Source organism: Gracilibacillus salitolerans (assembly GCF_009650095.1).
Classification (GTDB): Bacteria; Bacillota; Bacilli; order Bacillales; family Amphibacillaceae; genus Gracilibacillus; species Gracilibacillus salitolerans.
Genome location: NZ_CP045915.1, coordinates 1,784,531 through 1,803,992 on the forward strand (window position 1 = coordinate 1,784,531; position 19,462 = coordinate 1,803,992).

The following is a 19,462-nucleotide window of genomic DNA, read 5'->3' on the forward strand; positions in this document are numbered from 1 at the left end:
CCCACAGGAGTCTCGATGGTCTTGTCTTCTCTATACTTATGCGCTACAACATTTGTTAGAAATAGTAGTTTGAATGGACTGTTTTCGTATCCCTTTCCTCTAGGTTTTATTTTAGCGATTTAAATGGTATAGGAAAAAACATAGAGTTATTTAGAATCCAATCACTCTTGTATTTAATCAATTTCTATTGTTTCCGTATATTCTACTTCGTTAACCGGCTCTGTATTGATTATTTCAGATAATCGTTTGACGATGAGTTCTCCCCATTTGCCTTGATTTTGCGAGATAGTGCTTGTAATTTGTCCATTCTTCACTCCTTCCAGAATAATCGGTAAGTCATCAAACGTTACAGCTGTTTTATCAAAACCATGAGCTTTCCATACAGTAATTGCTGCAGGTCCAGCCAGTGAATCTATACCAACAAAACCATCAAAATCAGGGTGAAGATCTACCATTTCTTCAATATTTGTTAATGTATCAGGTGCCGTTCCGTTACTATAGGCAATTGTTTTTATCGATAAATCAGGATACCTTTCAGCGACAGCTTGTAGTCCTTCTATTCGAAGTCGTAAATTTTCCATCGTCGGTAATCCACTACTGACAATTAATTCTCCTTTGTAGTCTAAATGTTTTGCTACCGTTTCTCCTAAATGCAGGCCAGCCAAATAATTATCTGTTCCAATATAGGTATATCGATTACTTTTCGGTGCATCCGTATCAAAACAAACAACAGGGATGCCTTGGTCTACCGCTTGATTGATAATGGGTGTTATCGTTTCCGGATCTGTTGCTCCGATGGCAATTCCATCAACCTGTTGTTCGATATATGATTGAAGAATTTCCACTTGATCTTCGGCAGAAGCGATTTTCGGTGCATCGATAATAACGTTAACACCCAGATCAGCGGCATGTTCACGAGCTGCTTCTGTTACCCTTTCAAAAAAAGGATGTGCAACAGGATAAATGATGGCAAAAGTATAATTCGAAGATAATTGATCCTCTTCCTTGCTAGTTTCTTCATGTAATACAGGACGATTTGTTCCAGAAAATAAAATATAAATAATACTGCATATACTCATTCCAATTATAATAAAAATCCACTTTCGCATGTCTATCCCTCATTTTAGCTGATACTAGTGATCGAAAAAGTCTTTGTTAACTGATTTGGATCACGGTGCTAACTTTCGCTAACCATCAGTAGGGGATAAAACCCCCGCTGACGGAAGGCTTACTTTATATTCCTTGGTTGTCATGCCCGTCACTTTTTTGAAAGTATGGCAGAAGTAATGGGAATCATTGAAACCTACTTTATCAGCAATTTCGTATGTTTTGTGATTGGTTGTTTGTAACAATTCTTTCGCATGGTCCATTCTTGTCTTTGTTAAATATTCCGTAATCGTTTGGTCCATTTCTTTACTAAAAATATTACTAAGGTAGGAAGCGCTAATATTGATTTCCTTTGCAATTTCCTGAAGTGACAAACTAGAGTCATGAAATCGTGTTGCAACTACTTGTTTCACTTGTTGTATCACCGTTCCGTATTTACTGGAATGGTGTTCATGATGAACTAATAAAGGATGTAACATTTCTTTCATGAAATCAATCATTTCTTCTTTTGTTCGAACTTGATGGAGAGAATTTTCTAATGGTTCGATCATTTCTTTACAACGGTTGTCATAATGATCAGATTCCTCAAGATGATGTCGAATTGTAATTGTAAAATCTAGTAGAAAATAATAGAGAAATACATTAGAAAAATCCCGTTTTTGATTAATAAAACTAGCATATGTTTGAATAAACGTATCCAGTTGATTTAGTTGCCCGAATTTCAGAAAATGAATGAGTTTTCTTCTATCAAAGGACTGCATTAATTCTCTGTGTACGTCCTGATGATCTTGCAGAAAGTTATCAGAGTGTATGGCACGACTGTAACTATAAGCTTCTAACGCATTTTCATACGCTATAGTAATATGTTCGGTCCTTGTTTCAATGGATCCTAATCCGAATAAAAGTGGTTGATGATGTGATGTTAATATCTGTTTAATCTCATGTATTTGTTTTAAGAGCATATGCTCCAGATCATGTTTTAAAATGAGGATCGATTTGGTATCTTTTACAAAAAGTAAAGGTTGGTAGCTTGTTAATTTTTGTTTTACTGTTTCTGGATTATTTTTAATGACAAGGACAGTGTAATAACTAGCCATTAAATCTACTTGCAGATTTTTGGCCTGGTGGATGATTTCTTCTGTTGATAGTGAACCTTTGCAAAGTTGCTCATATAGCTCTTCCTTTGTGTCGATACTAGTAAATACTTTTCTTGTCGTTTCCATTTTTGTTTTTACTTTTCGTAAAATAGTTACTAGATCCTGACTGCTGACAGGTTTCAGACAATACTCTTCTACTTGTAAACGTATCGCTTGCCTGGCATACTCAAACTCATCATGTCCACTTAAAATAATGATTTTCACATGTGGCATTTTTTCCTTTAATATTCTTGATAGCGTCAAACCATCCATGAAGGGCATTTTAATATCAGTAATCACAATATCTGGTTGATGTTTCTCAATTAGTGGTAGTGCCACTTCTCCATCAGACGCATCTCCACAATAGGTAAATCCTTCGTTTTCCCAATCAATTTTTTGGGCAATACCCCGTCGGATCACTGCCTCATCATCAACTAAAAATACTTTTTTCAATTTTATTCGCCCCTTTTTGGAATTGTGATCGTTACTCTTGTACCAGAGCCTTTCCAGCTATTTATCTTTAATCCATAGTCTTTTCCGTAATATAACTGTATTCGTTGTTGTACGTTAATAAGTCCGAATCCATTTTTGGAATCTGGAACTACTTCGCCGGAGATTAAGTGATTTCTTACCTTTTGTAATCTTGCTTCATCCATTCCAATACCATTATCGATAACTTCAAAACGAATCTTATCTTCATCCTCTAATGTTCCGATAATCCGTAAAAATCCCATGCCGCGTTTATTTTTTATGCCATGGTAAATAGCATTTTCCACTATTGGTTGTAATAATAGCTTTAAAATATGATAACGGTAAAGGTCCTGATCCACATCTACCGTTACATCTAAAATGTCTTCATATCTTGTCTGTTGAATATATAAATAACTATCTATATGGGACATTTCATCTGCAATAGTGATCCAGTCTTTGCCTTTATTGAGTGAGATTCTACTATATTGTGATAATGCTTTTGTTATATCAATAACAGATTCATGTTGTTTTGCTTCAGCTAACCAGACGATAGTATCTAGTGTGTTATATAAAAAATGAGGATTAATTTGTGCTTGCATCGTACGAAATTCTGCAGCTTTCAGTTTCTTTTGCTCTTCAATACTTAGATCTAAAAGCGATCTTATTTTTGAAATCATTTGATTGAAGCTATGGCCTAAGGTTGCAATTTCATCTTCTCCAACTGGATTTACCTTTGCTTTAAGATTTCCCTCGGCAGCCTGAGTCATTTTTGTTTTTAATATTCGTATCGGTAATATTAACTTGTTAGAAATAAACATATAAAGTCCAATAATGAAAATAATACTGCTGATTACTGTTAAAAAGATTAAGGTTCGAATGTCGTTACTATCTTTCATGATTTCGCGGATTGGCGCCTGACCGATGACTTTCCAGTCTGTCATTTTCGATGTTTCATATACATAAAACATGCCATCTTCTGTGTAATAGCCCTGTTCCTTATCAGAAATGCGTTCCAAATCGAAATAAACATGGTCTGCAGAGTGAGGTTGTTTTTGTTGAAAAAAGATATCACGATCGTTCGAAGTTATAAAAAAGGAACTGCTCTCCGTTAAATTGACATCGTCCAGAACCGAGGTGATCGCAGAAGCATCAATCGTTATTTTCAACATACCGATGACAGAATCCGTTATATCCCAAACAATAGCATTTGTTATCACTAGAGTAGGGAAACCATTTTGATAGATTATTTCCATTCTTGATTGTGTAGGATCTTCTGCTAACCATTCCTCTATTTCTATATCATTTCGTTGATAAACACCTCTGGTATTGCTGATTGTTTTACCTTCTGCATTCATAATTTGGATGTCAAAAATATCTTCACCTGATAAATAACTTTTTTGGTAAAAATCAAACAAACTTAGAATTTCTTTGGCTTCATCGTAGGTTTCTTCTTGGTGAAGCAAGAATTGAACGGTACTTTGCTGTTTTCCTATTTCGTTAAAACGATGAATGTCCTGAAAAAGGACATCGATTTCTCGAGTTATTTGACTAGTTTTGATTTGTGCCAAGCTGTATGCTCGTTCTGAAACAATATTAGAAGATTTTATATAAGATATGAATCCGATGAAAACTAATGGAAAGACTGTTAATAGAACAAACATAACCAGCATTTTAATACGTAAGCTTTTGTCTAACCAATTGAACCAATTCCATTGCATGGTATATCATCCCTTGGGTAGTAGTTAAATGGTAAATTGTCTTAATTGCTGTTGTAATTGATCTAAATATGCAAGTTGCTTATCAGAGTTCTCGGCAATTTCTTCGATGGTAGTAAGTTGTTCTTCGCCTAGTGCCCCGATCACTTCCATATTTGCAAAGCATGTAGTGATTTGTGTTTTAAACTCCTCCATATTTTTCTGTAGTTGACTGATCATGGTGATAGTAATAGAAGTGTGTTCATGGATGAGATCGTGTTCTTCTGGAAGAGTATCTAATTGTTTTTGAAAGCTTAGTTGTTTCTCTAATAATCTCTCATTCTCTCGTTGTAACTGTTGCAATTGTATGTGTTGTTGTTGTAAGTCGCGGGTGATGAATTGACTAGTAGATGTCATTTGTTCACCAGCAGTCAAATTTTCTTCTGTACTTTGATGAATTTGTCGAGAGGTGTGGATAATTTCATTACTTGTTCGATGTACTTGACTAATAATATGTTTTAAATAATTCGTCATCAAATGAAAGCCATTATATAGATCATCTATTTCGTTAGTTGCTGTTACTGGATTAATCAGAACATTTAAATTTCCTTTTGCAATTTCTTTTGCGTGGTTTTGTAAAGAATAGATCGGTTTTAACATGTATTTTGATGCAATCCAGATAATGAAGAAGGTAATCATTACTAATAATATGTAGACTGTAATACTTATAACGATATCACGATTAATTTTTTCTTTTATCACTTCTTTTTGTATTTCACTTTCTTGTAAGGTATTTTGCAGTAATGTTTGGACATGATCATTAATTAATCCAGATGCAATACCAATATACTCTTGTGTCGTATATTTTTCTTCAGCTGGTACATTAAATTTAATTTGATGACCAAGCAGGTCGACATATTCAGTAGTTGTTTCTAGAATTGTCCTGACCTCTTCTATTTCGTTTGTAAAAGGTTGTGCCATTTCTTTATTTGCTACAGTATTTAGATGCTCCTCCATTTGGGATAAAATTTGATATTGTCTTCCATCTTCAAAATATACTTTGCCATAAACAATATCTCGAATTTCTTCTTCTAACTGTTCTCTTAACTCCCCGTGAATCGAATTAGTTAAGTGGATGGTTTCCGTCATTTCGTTATATTGCTTGATATAGCTGATAAAAAAGAAGAGCTGTACAAGCTGTATAAGACCAAACCATACAAAAAGCAACACAAATAAAACAAGAAATTTTGAGCGAATCGATAATTTGCGAAACTTTGTAAACGTATTCATTTTTAATCTACTCCTAACTGATGGAATATATGTAGAGGATACGCTCGTTGTGTATTTCAGATGTACTTGATACTGACAAAGACTTTCATATAGTTTAACTTATTAGAACAAGTTTCTATAGTCTATTGTACGCATTTTAAAAAATAATACAATTTTAGTTAAAAAAATTGCACTAAATAAAGGGAACTTAATAAATATTTAATTTTTTACAAAAAAAATTCTATTACATCTAATTTGGAAGCGTTTTAAAATGAAGCTATACCAACATTTTTTGGTATAGAAAAAAGGGAGGTTATACGAACATGAAGAAAATTTTAGAAGCTAAGGGGTTATTAGTTTTATTATTTGCTCTTTTATTACTATTAGCAGCTTGTGGTTCTGCAGACGAAAGTGGAGGAAATGATGACGCTGCTGGTGACAACTCGGAACAAACAGAGGAAGAAAATGACGCAGAAGAGTCACATAGTGATTCAGGAGAAGAAAGTAATGACCAAGCAGGCGAAAAACTAGTGATCGGCTTTTCACAAGTGGGGGCAGAGAGTGAATGGCGTACTGCAAACACGAAATCGATCCAAGATGCAATAAAAGATGCTGGTCACGAGCTGAAATTCTCTGATGCTCAGCAAAAACAAGAAAACCAGATTAAAGCAATTCGTTCTTTTATTACACAAAAAGTAGATGCGATTGTTTTCTCTCCAGTAGTTGAAACTGGATTTGAAACGGTACTTCAAGAGGCAAAAGACGCTGATATTCCAGTGTTTCTAGCTGACCGTGCTGTGGATGTTGAAGATGATTCTTTATGGGTTACCTTCCTAGGCTCTGATTTTGTAGAAGAAGGACGTAAAGCAGGGGATTGGTTATTGGAAGAGATGGCAGACGAAGAAGGACCAGTCAATATCGTAGAATTACAAGGTACAGTAGGTTCTGCACCTGCAATTGACCGTAAAGAAGGTTTTGAAGAAATTATTGGTCAAGAAGACAAATTTGAAATTACCAAATCACAAACAGGTGACTTTACAAGAGCAAAAGGTAAAGAAGTAATGGAAGCATTCTTAAAATCAGATGGCGAAAACATTGATGTACTGTATTCACATAATGATGATATGGCAATTGGTGCAATTCAAGCAATTGAAGAATATGGATTAAAGCCAGCGGAAGACATCAAAATTATTGGTGTGGATGCTGTAAAAGGTGCTTTCGAGGCAATGGCAGATGGAAAAATGAACGTAACGATCGAATGTAATCCATTGTTTGGACCGCAATTAGTAGAATTAATGGAACAGCATTTTGCTGGAGAAGAATTAGACAAACGTATCGCAGTAGAAGAAAGCATGTACACGATGGATCAAGCAGATGAACTATTACCAACACGTGAATATTAAGAAATAGAGATAAAGCAATGAAGTAGCCTAAAGCAACGCTGACTTGCTTTAGGCTAAATGAATGGTAAGAGGGAGGTAGACAACTTGTCTGAACAACAACCGAGATTAGTAATGGGAAATATCGTGAAAGAGTTTCCAGGTGTTAAAGCTCTTTCCAATGTACAACTTTCACTCTATTCCGGTGAAGTTCACGCCTTAATGGGTGAGAATGGTGCTGGAAAGTCAACATTAATTAAAGTTTTAACGGGTGTTTATTCGATTGATCAAGGATCCGTAACTCTTGAAGGGAAGCCTGTTCATATTAATAGTCCGTTAGAAGCACAGGAACAAGGGATAAGTACCGTGTACCAAGAAGTGAATCTATGTTCCAATCTTTCGGTAACCGAAAATATTTTTATTGGTCGAGAAATAAAAAAATACGGCAGGTTGGCTTGGAAAGAAATGCATCAACGTGCAGAAAAATTATTAGAAAAATTACAGCTTAAGATTGATGTGACGAAACTATTATCCTCCTATTCAGTAGCTGTTCAACAAATGGTCGCAATAGCACGTGCTCTTAATGTATCTGCCAAAATACTAATCTTAGATGAGCCGACATCTAGTTTGGATCGCGATGAAGTGCAGCATCTTTTTGCAGTCATGAGACAATTGAAAAAAGAAGGGCTTGCAATAGTATTTGTTAGTCACTTTTTAGATCAAATCTATGAGATTACCGATCGCTTAACTGTTTTGCGGAATGGCGAATGGATTGGTGAGTATAAAACGAAGGAAATGGATCGTATGGAGCTTGTTTCGAAAATGATTGGTAAAGAGTTACAGGAGATGGAGGATATTTCTTCCAAAAACGCAGTGAATCAAGAAAAGATTCCCGAATCTTTTCTAAAGGCTGACGAGGTTGGATTAAAAGGAAAAATTGAGCCATTTGATCTGGTAATGCGAAAAGGTGAAATCGTGGGGATTGCAGGGCTATTAGGTTCAGGGCGAACAGAGATGGCGCGTGTTTTATTTGGAGCAGATAAAGCAGATAAAGGGAAAATGGAAGTAAACGGAGAGGAAGTCAACTTTTCTTCACCAAGAAATGCCATTTTAAAGAACATTGGTTTTTGTTCGGAAAATCGAAAATCTGAAGGAATCATTCCTGAATTAACTGTACGGGAAAATATGATTCTTGCCATCCAGAGTATCTACGGCTGGTTTAATTATCTATCAAAAACGAAACAAATCAAAATTGCTGAAGAATATATTGAATTATTAAATATTAATCCAGCTAATCCAGAACATCTAATAAAAAATTTAAGTGGTGGTAATCAACAAAAAGTCATGCTTGCAAGATGGCTGATAACCAATCCGACATTACTAATATTAGATGAACCAACTCGGGGTATTGATATTGGTGCGAAGACGGAAATTATGAAATTAATGACACGGCTTAGTAAAGAACATAAGTCGATTTTATTCATTTCATCTGAAATAGAAGAGATATTGAGAACGTGTAACCGAATTGCAGTACTTCGAGATAGAAAGAAAGTAAAAGAGTTTTATAACGATAAAGAGTTAACACAACAGGATTTAATGAAAGAAATGGCCGGGGGAATGTAAAATGATCAAATCTATGTTGAAATCAAGACTATTTTGGCCAATTATCGTATTATTGCTTATTTTGATGATCAATTTATTTGTTGATAGTAGCTTCTTTTCCATAGAAGTGCGAAATGGCCATTTAACAGGAAGCCTTATTGATATTTTAAATCGTGGTGCACCGTTAATGCTGATTTCAATAGGAATGACATTAGTGATTGCGACAAAAGGAATTGATTTAAGTGTAGGTTCTGTGATTGCAATGTCCGGAGCGATAGGTGCAATGACAGTTGCCAGTACAGATGGTACAGGGTTAGTACCATTATTTATGGCGATTGGTTTGTCATTATTAATTTGTACATTAGTAGGTAGCTGGAATGGTCTGCTTGTTTCAAGGATTGGTGTACAGCCGATAGTGGCGACATTAATATTAATGGTTGCAGGAAGAGGGGTTGCCCAACTGATCACAGGTGGTCAAATCACAACCGTATATTATGATCCTTATTCTTATATTGGTGGTGGCTATTTATTGGCATTACCTTTTTCCGTTTTTATTGTAGCTTTTGTTTTCTTTGTTGCAGTCTTATTAACGAGAAAAACAGCACTTGGGCTTTTTATAGAAGCAGTTGGCTCAAATCCTGATGCAAGTCGATTAGCTGGGATAAATTCGAAAAATATTATGCTCATGGTCTATATGTTTTCCGGTTTTTGTGCAGGAGTTGGCGGTTTAATTTTATCATCTAACGTAATGAGCGCAGATGGAAACAATGCTGGATTATGGTTTGAACTAGATGCTATTTTAGCTGTTGTAATTGGTGGTACGTCCTTAATGGGTGGACGTTTTTATTTAATGGGAACTGTTATGGGAGCATTGATCATCCAAAGCTTAACTACTACGATTTATTCAATTGGTGTCCCGGCAGAAACAAATTTAGTAGTAAAAGCGATAGTAGTTTTGGTTGTTTGTTTATTACAATCACCGGAATTCCGCCGAAAAGTATTTGGTTTTGGTAAGGTAAAACGAACAGGAGAACAAAAAGAAAGGGAGGGTGTGACATTATCATGATCAATAGACTATCACTAGATTATAAACAACTTCCTTTACTTGCGACTATTTCTTTATTTGTTCTCATGTTTAGCTTTGGTTCGCTAAGATACACAGGTTTTTTCTCTACACAAGTATTTCTCAATCTATTTATCGATAATGCATTTCTAATTGTAATTGCAGTAGGAATGACATTTGTTATTTTATCTGGCGGTATTGATTTATCTGTTGGTTCATTGATAGCTCTGACAAGTATGGTTGCTGCGAGTTTAACAATGGAAGCACAATTATCACCCTGGATCGTCGTACCGATCAGCTTGTTGGTAGGTACTGTTTTTGGTGTTGTTCAAGGTGTTTTGATTCATTTATACAATTTGCAACCTTTCATTGTAACATTAGCCGGAATGTTTTTAGCCCGGGGACTTAGCTATATGATTAGCGTCGAGACGATTTCCATTGATCATTCTTTTTTTAGCTATATGGCAAGTACACGAATTCCTTTACCGGGAGATAATTTTATTTCGATTAGTGTGGTGATTGCTCTTATTGTTGTTATTATTGCGATATTTCTTGCTCATCTTACTAATTTTGGCAGAACAGTATACGCAATAGGTGGCAGTGAACAATCAGCAATGTTGATGGGCTTACCAGTTGGAAGGACCAAAATACTAATCTATACGTTAAGTGGGTTCTGTGCTTCTTTAGCAGGTTTAATCTTTACTTTCTATATGCTGTCAGGTTATGGCTTGCATGCGAATGGGATGGAACTAGATACGATTGCAGCTGTTGTTATTGGTGGCACACTTTTAACAGGAGGTGCTGGTTATGTTGCTGGAAGTGTAGTTGGTGTGTTAATCCTCGGGATTATTCAAACCATTATTGTTTTTGAAGGGACACTTAGCTCGTGGTGGACCAAAATTGCAATCGGCGTATTGTTGTTTTTATTTATTGTTTTACAGCGAGTGATTGTATTAAGAAGTGAGAAGAAGCAGGCCAGTAACTAAAAATGTGATAAGGGAGTGTGAGAAAACATGAAAAATAATCGAAACATTTCTCTCCTTATAATTTCGTTATTATTATTTCAGGTCATAGTAGGAAGTATTCCCATCACAGTCACAGTGATTGCAGAAGAGGGGGAACCAAATCAAGAAAGCAATCTCATCGTTCATTATGATATGAAACAGACAGAAGAGGTAGAAGGCAAAACGGTTTTTAAAAATCTGTCAGATAATGAATTTGAAGGTGTTTATCAAAATGAGGACAAAGGCCGTCTGCTGGCTAATGAAGAGGTTGGCTTTGTCGCATTAGATGGTGGTTCAGCAGGCGATAACAATGCTTACATTGAAATCCCTAAGGCAGGTGATGGGAGTGATGTGTTATCGGATTTAGAGAATGTAACCGTAACCGCTTTAGTGAATTGGACAAATGATGGTGTGAATCGTTGGATATATGGTTTCGGAAAAATGGACGATGACATTGCAAACGGAAACAGTTATCTATTTACAACACCACAACATGGTAATAGTAATAGTGCTGCTTCAGGAATTTCTGAGGCTGGTTGGCAGAATGAAGCACTAATTACCGCAAGTGAAGCAATGTCTGCTAACAAGTGGAATGTTGTGACATCTGTTTTTAACGGTGCTGAGGATACGTTGACATTATTTATTAATGGTGATGAAGTAGCACAGGGTTCTACTAATGGTTTACAACTTGCCAATATTATTGATTCTAAAGCCTCGTTTTCAGGATTCATCGGTAGATCGATTTTTCAGAATGATGATTACTTTACAGGAATGGTGGCTGACTTCCGCATTCACGGTGATGCACTTTCATCAGTAGAAGTGGCTGATCTATCATCAGAATTGCAAGCCAAAAAGGATCCTTTAAATCAACTTTTGCTAGAGGATCAAAGGGAACAATTAACAATTGAATCGATGTTACATCAAGGAGATGATGTGGAGCAGGTGTCACATGATTTAAACTTACCGACAAGCGGTGATAACGGTGTAGAAATCACGTGGGATTCGAGTCATCCAGATGTGGTTGCCGAGGATGGTACCGTTCAACGACCTCCCTTAGAGAAAGGGGATACAGTAGTAAAACTAACCGCCACCTTATCCTACCAAGGAGTAGCAACCACCAAAACATTTGAGGTGACAGTTGTAAAAGAATTTTCAGATCAGGAAAGAGCAGACCTTGATGCTACAGCGATTTCGATCTATAACCCTGACAGTGTCAAAGGGAATCTAAATTTAACGACAAGTGGTGATAATGAATCTGAAATTAGTTGGAAATCCTCACATCCTTCCATTATTAAAGGATCAGATGATATAGCTGATCAATCCCATCAATTGGGGTGGGTAGATCGTCCAGATGCAGACACGGAAGTAACCTTGACAGCTACTGTTCAATATAATGATGCAATTACAACAAAGGATTTTCAGGTTACTGTCAAAAAAGACCCAGGTGATAAAGAGTATGATGCCTATTTCTTTAGTTATTTTACGGGAGAATATGAAGGTGGAGAAGAAATTTCTTTTGCTGTAGCCGAAGATCCTTTACATTGGCGTGCTTTAAACAATGGTCAATCTGTGATCCAATCAAATATGGGTGAGAAAGGTTTACGTGATCCATTTGTGATTCGTGCACCAGAGGGTGATAAATTCTACATGATTGCAACAGACTTAAAAATGGGTGAAAGCACGAATTTTGATCAAGCGCAAATTACGGGAAGCCATTCGATTATGGTATGGGAATCAGATGATCTTGTCAATTGGAGTGAACAACGTATGGTTGAGGTTGCTCCAAAAAATGGAGGCAACACCTGGGCACCAGAAGCATTTTATCATGAACCGACTGGTGAATATGTGGTGTTTTGGGCCTCATCCATACCGAACGAAGAGACATATGGAGATTTCTCAAATGGTCGTCCAAATGGCCAGTATAATGTTATGTACTATGCTACAACAAGAGATTTTCAAACGTTTTCTGATCCCGAGGTATTTATAGATGATAGCTTTCCAACTATTGATACAACGTTCATTGAACACGATGAAACATTTTACCGTTTTACAAAATCCGAAGCGAATTACAAAGTCTACTATGAAAAGGCACAAGATATTTTTGATGATTTAGATGGAATAGAGGAAAACGGCTTCCAATTTGAAGAAATTGCAGGAACAAAAGATGGTAATCAAGGTTTAATTGGACATGGCGGTAATAACGAAGGACAAACTATTTTCAAAGCAATTGATGAAGAAAAATGGTACCTTTTCTTAGATTCCTGGCCATATCACGTGCGCTGGACAACTGATTTAGAAGATGGGCCCCAGCTAGTGGATAATGTACTGGATCCATCTGACTATGCACTGCCACCTGGTCCACGTCATGGAACGGTTATTCCGATTACAAGTGAAGAGTATCAAGCTTTAACCGATCATTATCTTCCAGAAGGTCCAGATCCAACTGAAGATCCTGTTGTCCATTACTCCTTTGATGAGGAAGAGGATGGTGTTATTACTGACAACAGTGGAAATGGTTATGATGCAACAATACAAGGGAATGCATCCATTGAAACAGAACAATCCATTGGAGATTCCCTGGGGTATATACAATTGGATGGAGAATCTAGATATGTCGACATGCCAGAAAACCTGATTCAACAAGAAAATTTGGAAAAAATGACGATATCGACTTGGGTAAAAGTAGATCGTAATGAAGCAGACCAACGTATCTTTGATTTTGCATCTGATACGGGAAGAACAGCGAACCGTAATAGTATGTATTTAAGTACACAAGGTGACGATGGACAGTTAGAATTTGCGACAGTAACCCCTTTTACAGAGAAGTTTGCAAATGCTTCATCAGATTTACCGTCTGATTATAAGTATCGCTTAGCTTCAAGTCGGTTAGGATTAAACAATTGGCAACATGTTGCGGTCACTATTGATGGGTTTCAAGCTAGCCTGTTTGTTAATGGTGAAGAAGTATCTTCAAGTGATACATTTAATGTTGAACCGCGAATGCTGATGGAGACAACCATGAATTATCTAGGAAAATCAAGTCGTAACAACCAAGCATATTTTGCAGGTGGGTTCGATGAATTTAAGATATATAACCGCGCTCTGTCTGCTACAGAAATTGAAGAGTTAGCGGATGAAGTAACAGTCGAAGTACCTGAAGAACCTGTTTCGGAAACGTTAAAGGAAGCTATGCAGTCTTTAGTCGTACCCAATATTCAGGATGTAAGAGGAAATCTGAGATTACCGACTAAAGTAGCAGAGATTATTGATGTCACTTGGGAATCTTCTGTTCCGGATGTCATTACAACTACTGGTGAAGTAACGAGACCTGTACATGGTGAAGGTGACGCGGATGTTATGTTAATCGCAACATTAGAGTTAGACGGCGAAAAATTACGCAAAGCATTTAAAGCTAAAGTGAAGGAATTACCAGAAGAACAAGAATATCAAGGCTATGTATTCCCTTATTTTACAGGTGAAGGATATGAGAATGGAGAACAAGTCTACTTTGCTTTAAGTGAAGGAAATAATCCGTTAAAGTGGCAACAATTAAATGAAGGGGAACCTGTATTCACTTCTGAGTTAGGTGAAGAAGGATTACGGGATCCATTCATTATTCGATCACCTGAAGGCGATACGTTTTATATGATTGCAACAGATCTAAAGATTTATGGTAATGGCGATTGGAACCGTGCCCAAACTCAAGGCAGTCGTTCGATTATGGTTTGGGAATCAAATGACCTTGTCAATTGGTCAGAACAACGGATGGTTGAAATAGCGCCACAAGAAGCAGGAAATACATGGGCACCTGAAATTTTCTATGATGACACGACAGGTGAGTATATCATATTTTGGGCATCAAAGTTATATGAAGAACTGAATGACCGTAATAATGGCAACAGTTATCAGCGGATGATGTATACCAAAACCCGTGATTTCTATACATTTACAGAACCAGAAGTGTATATGGACTATGGTTATTCGGTTATTGATACGACCATGATCGAACATGATGGAAAAATTTATCGTTTTACAAAAGATGAGCGAGGCAATCATCCAGAAAATTCTCCGAATGGGAAATTTATTTTCCAAGAGGTTGGAGATTCTGTGCTAGATCCAAACTTTGAAATGATTAAAGAAGGAGTAGGTAAAGGACAAATTAGTCAAGGAGAAGGACCTGCCATTTTTAAATCGAACACGGAAGAGAAATGGTATCTTTTTATCGACGAATTTGGTGGAAGAGGCTATGTGCCTTTTGAAACAACAGACCTTGATTCAGGTGAATGGACTATTCCTGAAGAATACGATTTACCAGACCGTCCGCGTCACGGTACGGTTTTGCCGATTACTGCAAAGGAATATCAAGCATTATCACAACAAATACCCCAAGAGCAGGAAGAAGTGGCTGATAAGATAACATCCATTTCATTAGTTGAAAAAGATATTACGCTACCTGTAAATGAGACAAAACAACTTTCAGTAGAAGTAACTCCAGATCAATCGGTTGACTTGTTATGGGCTTCTAACAATCAAGAAGTGGTGAAAGTCGATTCAGCTGGAAAAGTAACGGCTGTTAGCGCAGGAGAAGCATATATTACTGTATCCACTGTCGATGGTCTTCATACAGATGTTGCGAGAGTACTGGTAACAGAACAAGATGCAGAAGAACCATCAAATAAGTTGGAAATAGAAAAACAAACAGAAGTAAAGGCTGGAGAAACTTATTATCTTCAAGGCACCAAAGTAAGTATTAAGATGCCAAATGATCTACCTGAAGGATCTTTATTGATGATAAAAGAAGTGGATGAGGAAGCACTGACAAGTGACCAAAACGTGACAATAGCAGGAGATGTCTTTGATTTTGAAATGGTATATCCAGAAGGAACAGAAGAACCAAACGATCCATTTGGGTTAACGTTAGGAATAGATGAGATGTCTCAAGAATCTACAATATCTATTTATTATTACAATCGATCACAACAGAAATGGGAAAAACAAGAAAGTGATATGCATGTTGAAGCGGGTACAGTAACAGCAGAAGTTTCTCACTTCTCGATTTACGGCGTACTTGAGACGACAGAGCAACAATCAGAAAAACCTGATGAAGATCATAAGGAAAGACCTTCTCAGCCATCTGATAAGGATACACCAAGTCCTGATGGTCAGCAAAGTGGAAAAGACGATGAAGGTGCGGAGCAACCACCGAAATCAGATCAGCAGGAAGACCAAGACAAAGAATTACCAAACACCGCAACCATGCTATTTAATTGGATATTACTTGGTGTAATATTGCTTTTCATCGGTGTTGGATTATACTTCAAACGTAAACGAAGTGTTTCATAACTAACTAGTAGATACTAAAAGAGCAAACTGGAATATGCGAATAACAAGTATATTCCAGTTGCGATTTTTATAAGAGGTGTGGATATGAAGAAGAAAATTGTATTGGCAATCGCATTGGTTGCATGTATTTTTATCGGTAACCAACAAGAGAAACCAACAAAAGCAAACAGTGCAGAGAAAATTGTAGATTATTCCTTTAATGACATGGAAGATAGTTTAGTTCCTGATCAGACTGGTAATTTTGACGGCGCTTTCATTAATCCCGATTTAGCATCGATTCACGATAATTCTGATACAGGTGAAGCAGTAGTTAGTTTTGAAGGTGGAACAACCGAATCGTATATTGAAATTCCAGAAGGTGTGTTAGACGGTTTAGATAGTGTGACAGTTTCTACGCTTGTTAATTGGCAAGGTGGAGGAGGTGCTCAGTGGGTATATGGACTTGGCCAAAGTGATACCCATTATATGTATTACACACCATCCTATGTCGGTGGAGCAATGGATCGTCTTGGAATAGCGACAAATAGTTGGCAAAATGAATCATTTGCACAATCTCCTAAACTAGCGAATACAGAATGGAAACTTGTGACAACCGTTGTCAATGGTCCTGATGAAACGCTAGAAACCTATATAGACGGAGAATTAGTAGCAAGTGGATCAACCAATGGTTATACGTTAGAAGATATCCGTAATGAAAATGGAATCAGTGGTTATATTGCAAAATCTTTTTATGATCCTGATCCATACTTTGGTGGTATGATAGCAGATTTTGAAATATATAACGATGCACTTCCAGAAGGTCAAATCAACACATTATACAGTGAAACACAACGAACGATAGAGGATATCGGTGGGCTTGATGGTTTGTTTATAGATATCGCGTATGAACAATTAGGTGCTACTGATATTTTAAAGTATAACGAAGATGTTGATCATATTGAAACAGATCTGAATTTACCAACAGAAGGCGCTTACGGAATGGCTATTTCTTGGGAAACGAGTCATCCGGAAATTATTTCTCCAGATGGAAAAGTAGAACGGCCATCAAATGAAGCAGATAACCAAACTGTAACATTAACGGCGATTATTTCTGATGGTAAAGAAACAAAAACGAAAGAATTTACCTTCATTGTAATCAAACGAATGGCAGATGATTTGGCGATTAACGAAGCTACTGAAAATTTAACGGTTCATCATATGGATGATGTCCGTGGAAATCTATATTTACCAACAACAGCGGAACATAATGTAGAGGTTAGTTGGGAGTCAAGCAATCCAGATGTGATTTCACCAGTGGGTGACGTTTCACGCCCTGCCTATGGAGAAGGAAATATAACCGTTACATTAACGGCAAACCTATCGATCGGATCAGAAACAGCGACAAAGCAATTGGAAGCCATAGTGCAAGAACACCCGGAAAAAATTGAAGATAATGCAGCTTATTTAATGACCTACTTTCATGGAGAAAATTATCCGGATGGTGAACAGATTCGTTTTGCTTATAGTGATGGAAATGACGTAACCGAGTGGCATGCGATAAACAATGGAGATCCAGTCTTAACTAGTTCCCTAGGAGAACAGGGATTGCGTGATCCTTCCATTATTCGTTCGCCAGAGGGTGATAAATTCTACCTACTAGCGACCGATCTAAAAGTTTATGGTACAGGTGGCGATTGGGCAAGAACGGTAAGAGAAGGCAGTAATTCATTAATGATCTGGGAATCTACCGATCTAGTAAATTGGTCTGAACAACGCATGGTCGAAGTCTCTCAACCAGAAGCCGCGATGACGTGGGCACCAGAAGTTTATTATGATCACGATACTGGTGAGTACATTGTCTATTGGTCTTCGTTTGTTTATGACAGTGTAGCAGATCGTTATGGTGGTGGTTCCAGTTACAACCGGATTATGTATGCAAAAACGAGAGATTTTTACAATTTTACGGAGCCTCAAACATTATTAGATTTAGGACACGATATTTTAGATACAGTAGCCATTGATTATAACGATAAAGTTTACCGTTTTACGAAAGGTACGTATTTTACGGAAAAGGAATTGAGTGGTCAAGAAATTCGTGAGCATATATTTCAAGATGTTGGCGATTCGTTCTTTGGGGATTTTGAACTTGTCAAAGAAGGAATCGGAATGGACGAGCTAGATCATGGTGAAGGTGCTGAAATCTTCAAGTCTAATACTGAAGAAGATAAATTCTATCTATTAATTGACGAATTTGGTAATGGCAGAGGTTATACCCTGTTTGAAACAACAGATATAGCCAGTGCGGATTGGAAATTATCGGAAGATATTAATCTGCCAGATCGACCACGTCATGGGGATGTTCTTTCATTAACAGAAGAAGAATATCAACGTTTACAAATTAATATTCCTGGTGTCCATGTCGATGTAACGGAACCGACTACAGTAGAAAGTGTCAGCTTAAATAAAGAATCGATAACGTTAGTAGTCAATGCATCAGCTAGTTTAGATGCAACGGTATTACCGGAACATGCTGTAAACAAGGAGGTAACATGGTCCAGCAGTAACGAGGCGGTCGCAACCGTTGATCAAAATGGTCAGGTTGTAGCGGTTGCGGAAGGTGAAGCAACTATCACAGTCACTACAAAGTCAGGCAATCACACCGCAACAACTCAAGTGATCGTGAGTAATCCAGTTGTTACACCAAGTACAGAACTTATATTAGGTCAGGAAAGCGATGTATTAGCTGGTGAAACATATACGATACAGGGAATGAATGCATCTATTACTATGCCAGCGGATCTACCGGAAAATAGTCGAATCGTAGTAAGACAAGCTGATCTATCTGCAATGTCTCATGAAGGTTTAGATGTAGCAGGAGAAAATCTGACGGTAGAATTAAGCTATCCAGAAGATACTCCAGAGCATGTGGAGCCATTCCAACTTGTGTTAGGTTTGGACGATGATTTATCTGATAAAGAACCACACATCTATTATTACGATGAAGCTGAACAACAATGGCTATCAAAAGGTGGAGAAAGAACGGAAGCAAATCAAACGATATCTTTAGCACTACCTCACTTTTCAACGTACGGAGTGTTTGTAGAATCAGAACCGGAACAGCCTAGCGATCCAGATGACCAAGACAATGAAGGTACTACAGGTCAAGATGGTGAAGGAACAAACAATGATGGTATAGGTGATGGTTCCAATCACCAAAATAACGAGGATCAATCACCTTCAGAGAAGGAAAGTGAAGAGAATCATCTTCCGGATACAGCAACATCCCTGTTTAATAAAATCTGGTTAGGTGTGCTGTTTATCTTACTTGGTTTTGTTATGGCTTATCGATTAAATAAAAGACATACCAACTAACTAGTTAGAGAAGTTTTTCCAACACATTAGCAGGTGGAACACG

The 19,462-nt window shown here is 37.1% G+C and carries 10 protein-coding genes; 6 read left to right on the forward strand and 4 right to left on the reverse strand.

Annotation, left to right across the window (positions count from 1 at the left end; translation table 11 throughout):
• Positions 1-173: 173 nt before the first annotated feature.
• From GI584_RS08260 to GI584_RS08275, 4 genes are all read right to left on the reverse strand, one after another.
• Positions 174-1,109 (reverse strand): substrate-binding domain-containing protein, encoded by a 936-nt coding sequence (locus GI584_RS08260; protein WP_100361131.1) that lies wholly within the window; start codon positions 1,107-1,109, stop codon positions 174-176.
• A gap of 78 nt (positions 1,110-1,187) precedes the next feature.
• Positions 1,188-2,696: a response regulator gene (locus GI584_RS08265; RefSeq protein WP_100361130.1), complete on the reverse strand. Its 1,509-nt coding sequence runs from the start codon at positions 2,694-2,696 to the stop codon at positions 1,188-1,190.
• Positions 2,697-2,698: 2 nt separating this feature from the next.
• Complete coding sequence (locus GI584_RS08270; protein ID WP_153790926.1) at positions 2,699-4,432, reverse strand: sensor histidine kinase; 1,734 nt, start codon at positions 4,430-4,432, stop codon at positions 2,699-2,701.
• 24 nt (positions 4,433-4,456) lie between these two features.
• Complete coding sequence (locus GI584_RS08275; protein WP_153790927.1) at positions 4,457-5,698, reverse strand: HAMP domain-containing protein; 1,242 nt, start codon at positions 5,696-5,698, stop codon at positions 4,457-4,459.
• A gap of 302 nt (positions 5,699-6,000) precedes the next feature.
• Here GI584_RS08275 and GI584_RS08280 point away from each other — a divergent pair, with 302 nt between their 5' ends.
• The 6 genes from GI584_RS08280 to GI584_RS08305 all read left to right on the forward strand — a co-directional run bounded on the left by GI584_RS08280 (position 6,001) and on the right by GI584_RS08305 (position 19,419).
• Positions 6,001-7,080 carry an ABC transporter substrate-binding protein gene (locus GI584_RS08280; protein ID WP_153790928.1) on the forward strand — a complete coding sequence of 360 codons (1,080 nt, stop codon included), beginning with the start codon at positions 6,001-6,003 and terminating at the stop codon, positions 7,078-7,080.
• Positions 7,081-7,164: 84 nt separating this feature from the next.
• Positions 7,165-8,679 carry a sugar ABC transporter ATP-binding protein gene (locus tag GI584_RS08285; RefSeq protein ID WP_153790929.1) on the forward strand — a complete coding sequence of 505 codons (1,515 nt, stop codon included), beginning with the start codon at positions 7,165-7,167 and terminating at the stop codon, positions 8,677-8,679.
• A gap of 1 nt (position 8,680) precedes the next feature.
• The gene (locus GI584_RS08290) at positions 8,681-9,724 is read left to right on the forward strand and encodes an ABC transporter permease (RefSeq protein WP_228552368.1); all 1,044 of its coding nucleotides are present in this window, start codon (positions 8,681-8,683) and stop codon (positions 9,722-9,724) included.
• Positions 9,721-10,707, forward strand: a complete 987-nt coding sequence (yjfF, locus tag GI584_RS08295; protein WP_194842164.1) for a galactofuranose ABC transporter, permease protein YjfF — start codon at positions 9,721-9,723, stop codon at positions 10,705-10,707. Before GI584_RS08290 ends, yjfF begins: the two co-directional genes overlap by 4 nt.
• Positions 10,708-10,734: 27 nt before the next feature.
• Entirely contained in the window at positions 10,735-16,068 is a 5,334-nt protein-coding gene (locus GI584_RS08300; protein WP_153790930.1) for an immunoglobulin-like domain-containing protein, read from the forward strand.
• A gap of 84 nt (positions 16,069-16,152) precedes the next feature.
• Positions 16,153-19,419, forward strand: a complete 3,267-nt coding sequence (locus GI584_RS08305; RefSeq protein ID WP_153790931.1) for an immunoglobulin-like domain-containing protein — start codon at positions 16,153-16,155, stop codon at positions 19,417-19,419.
• Positions 19,420-19,462: the final 43 nt, after the last annotated feature.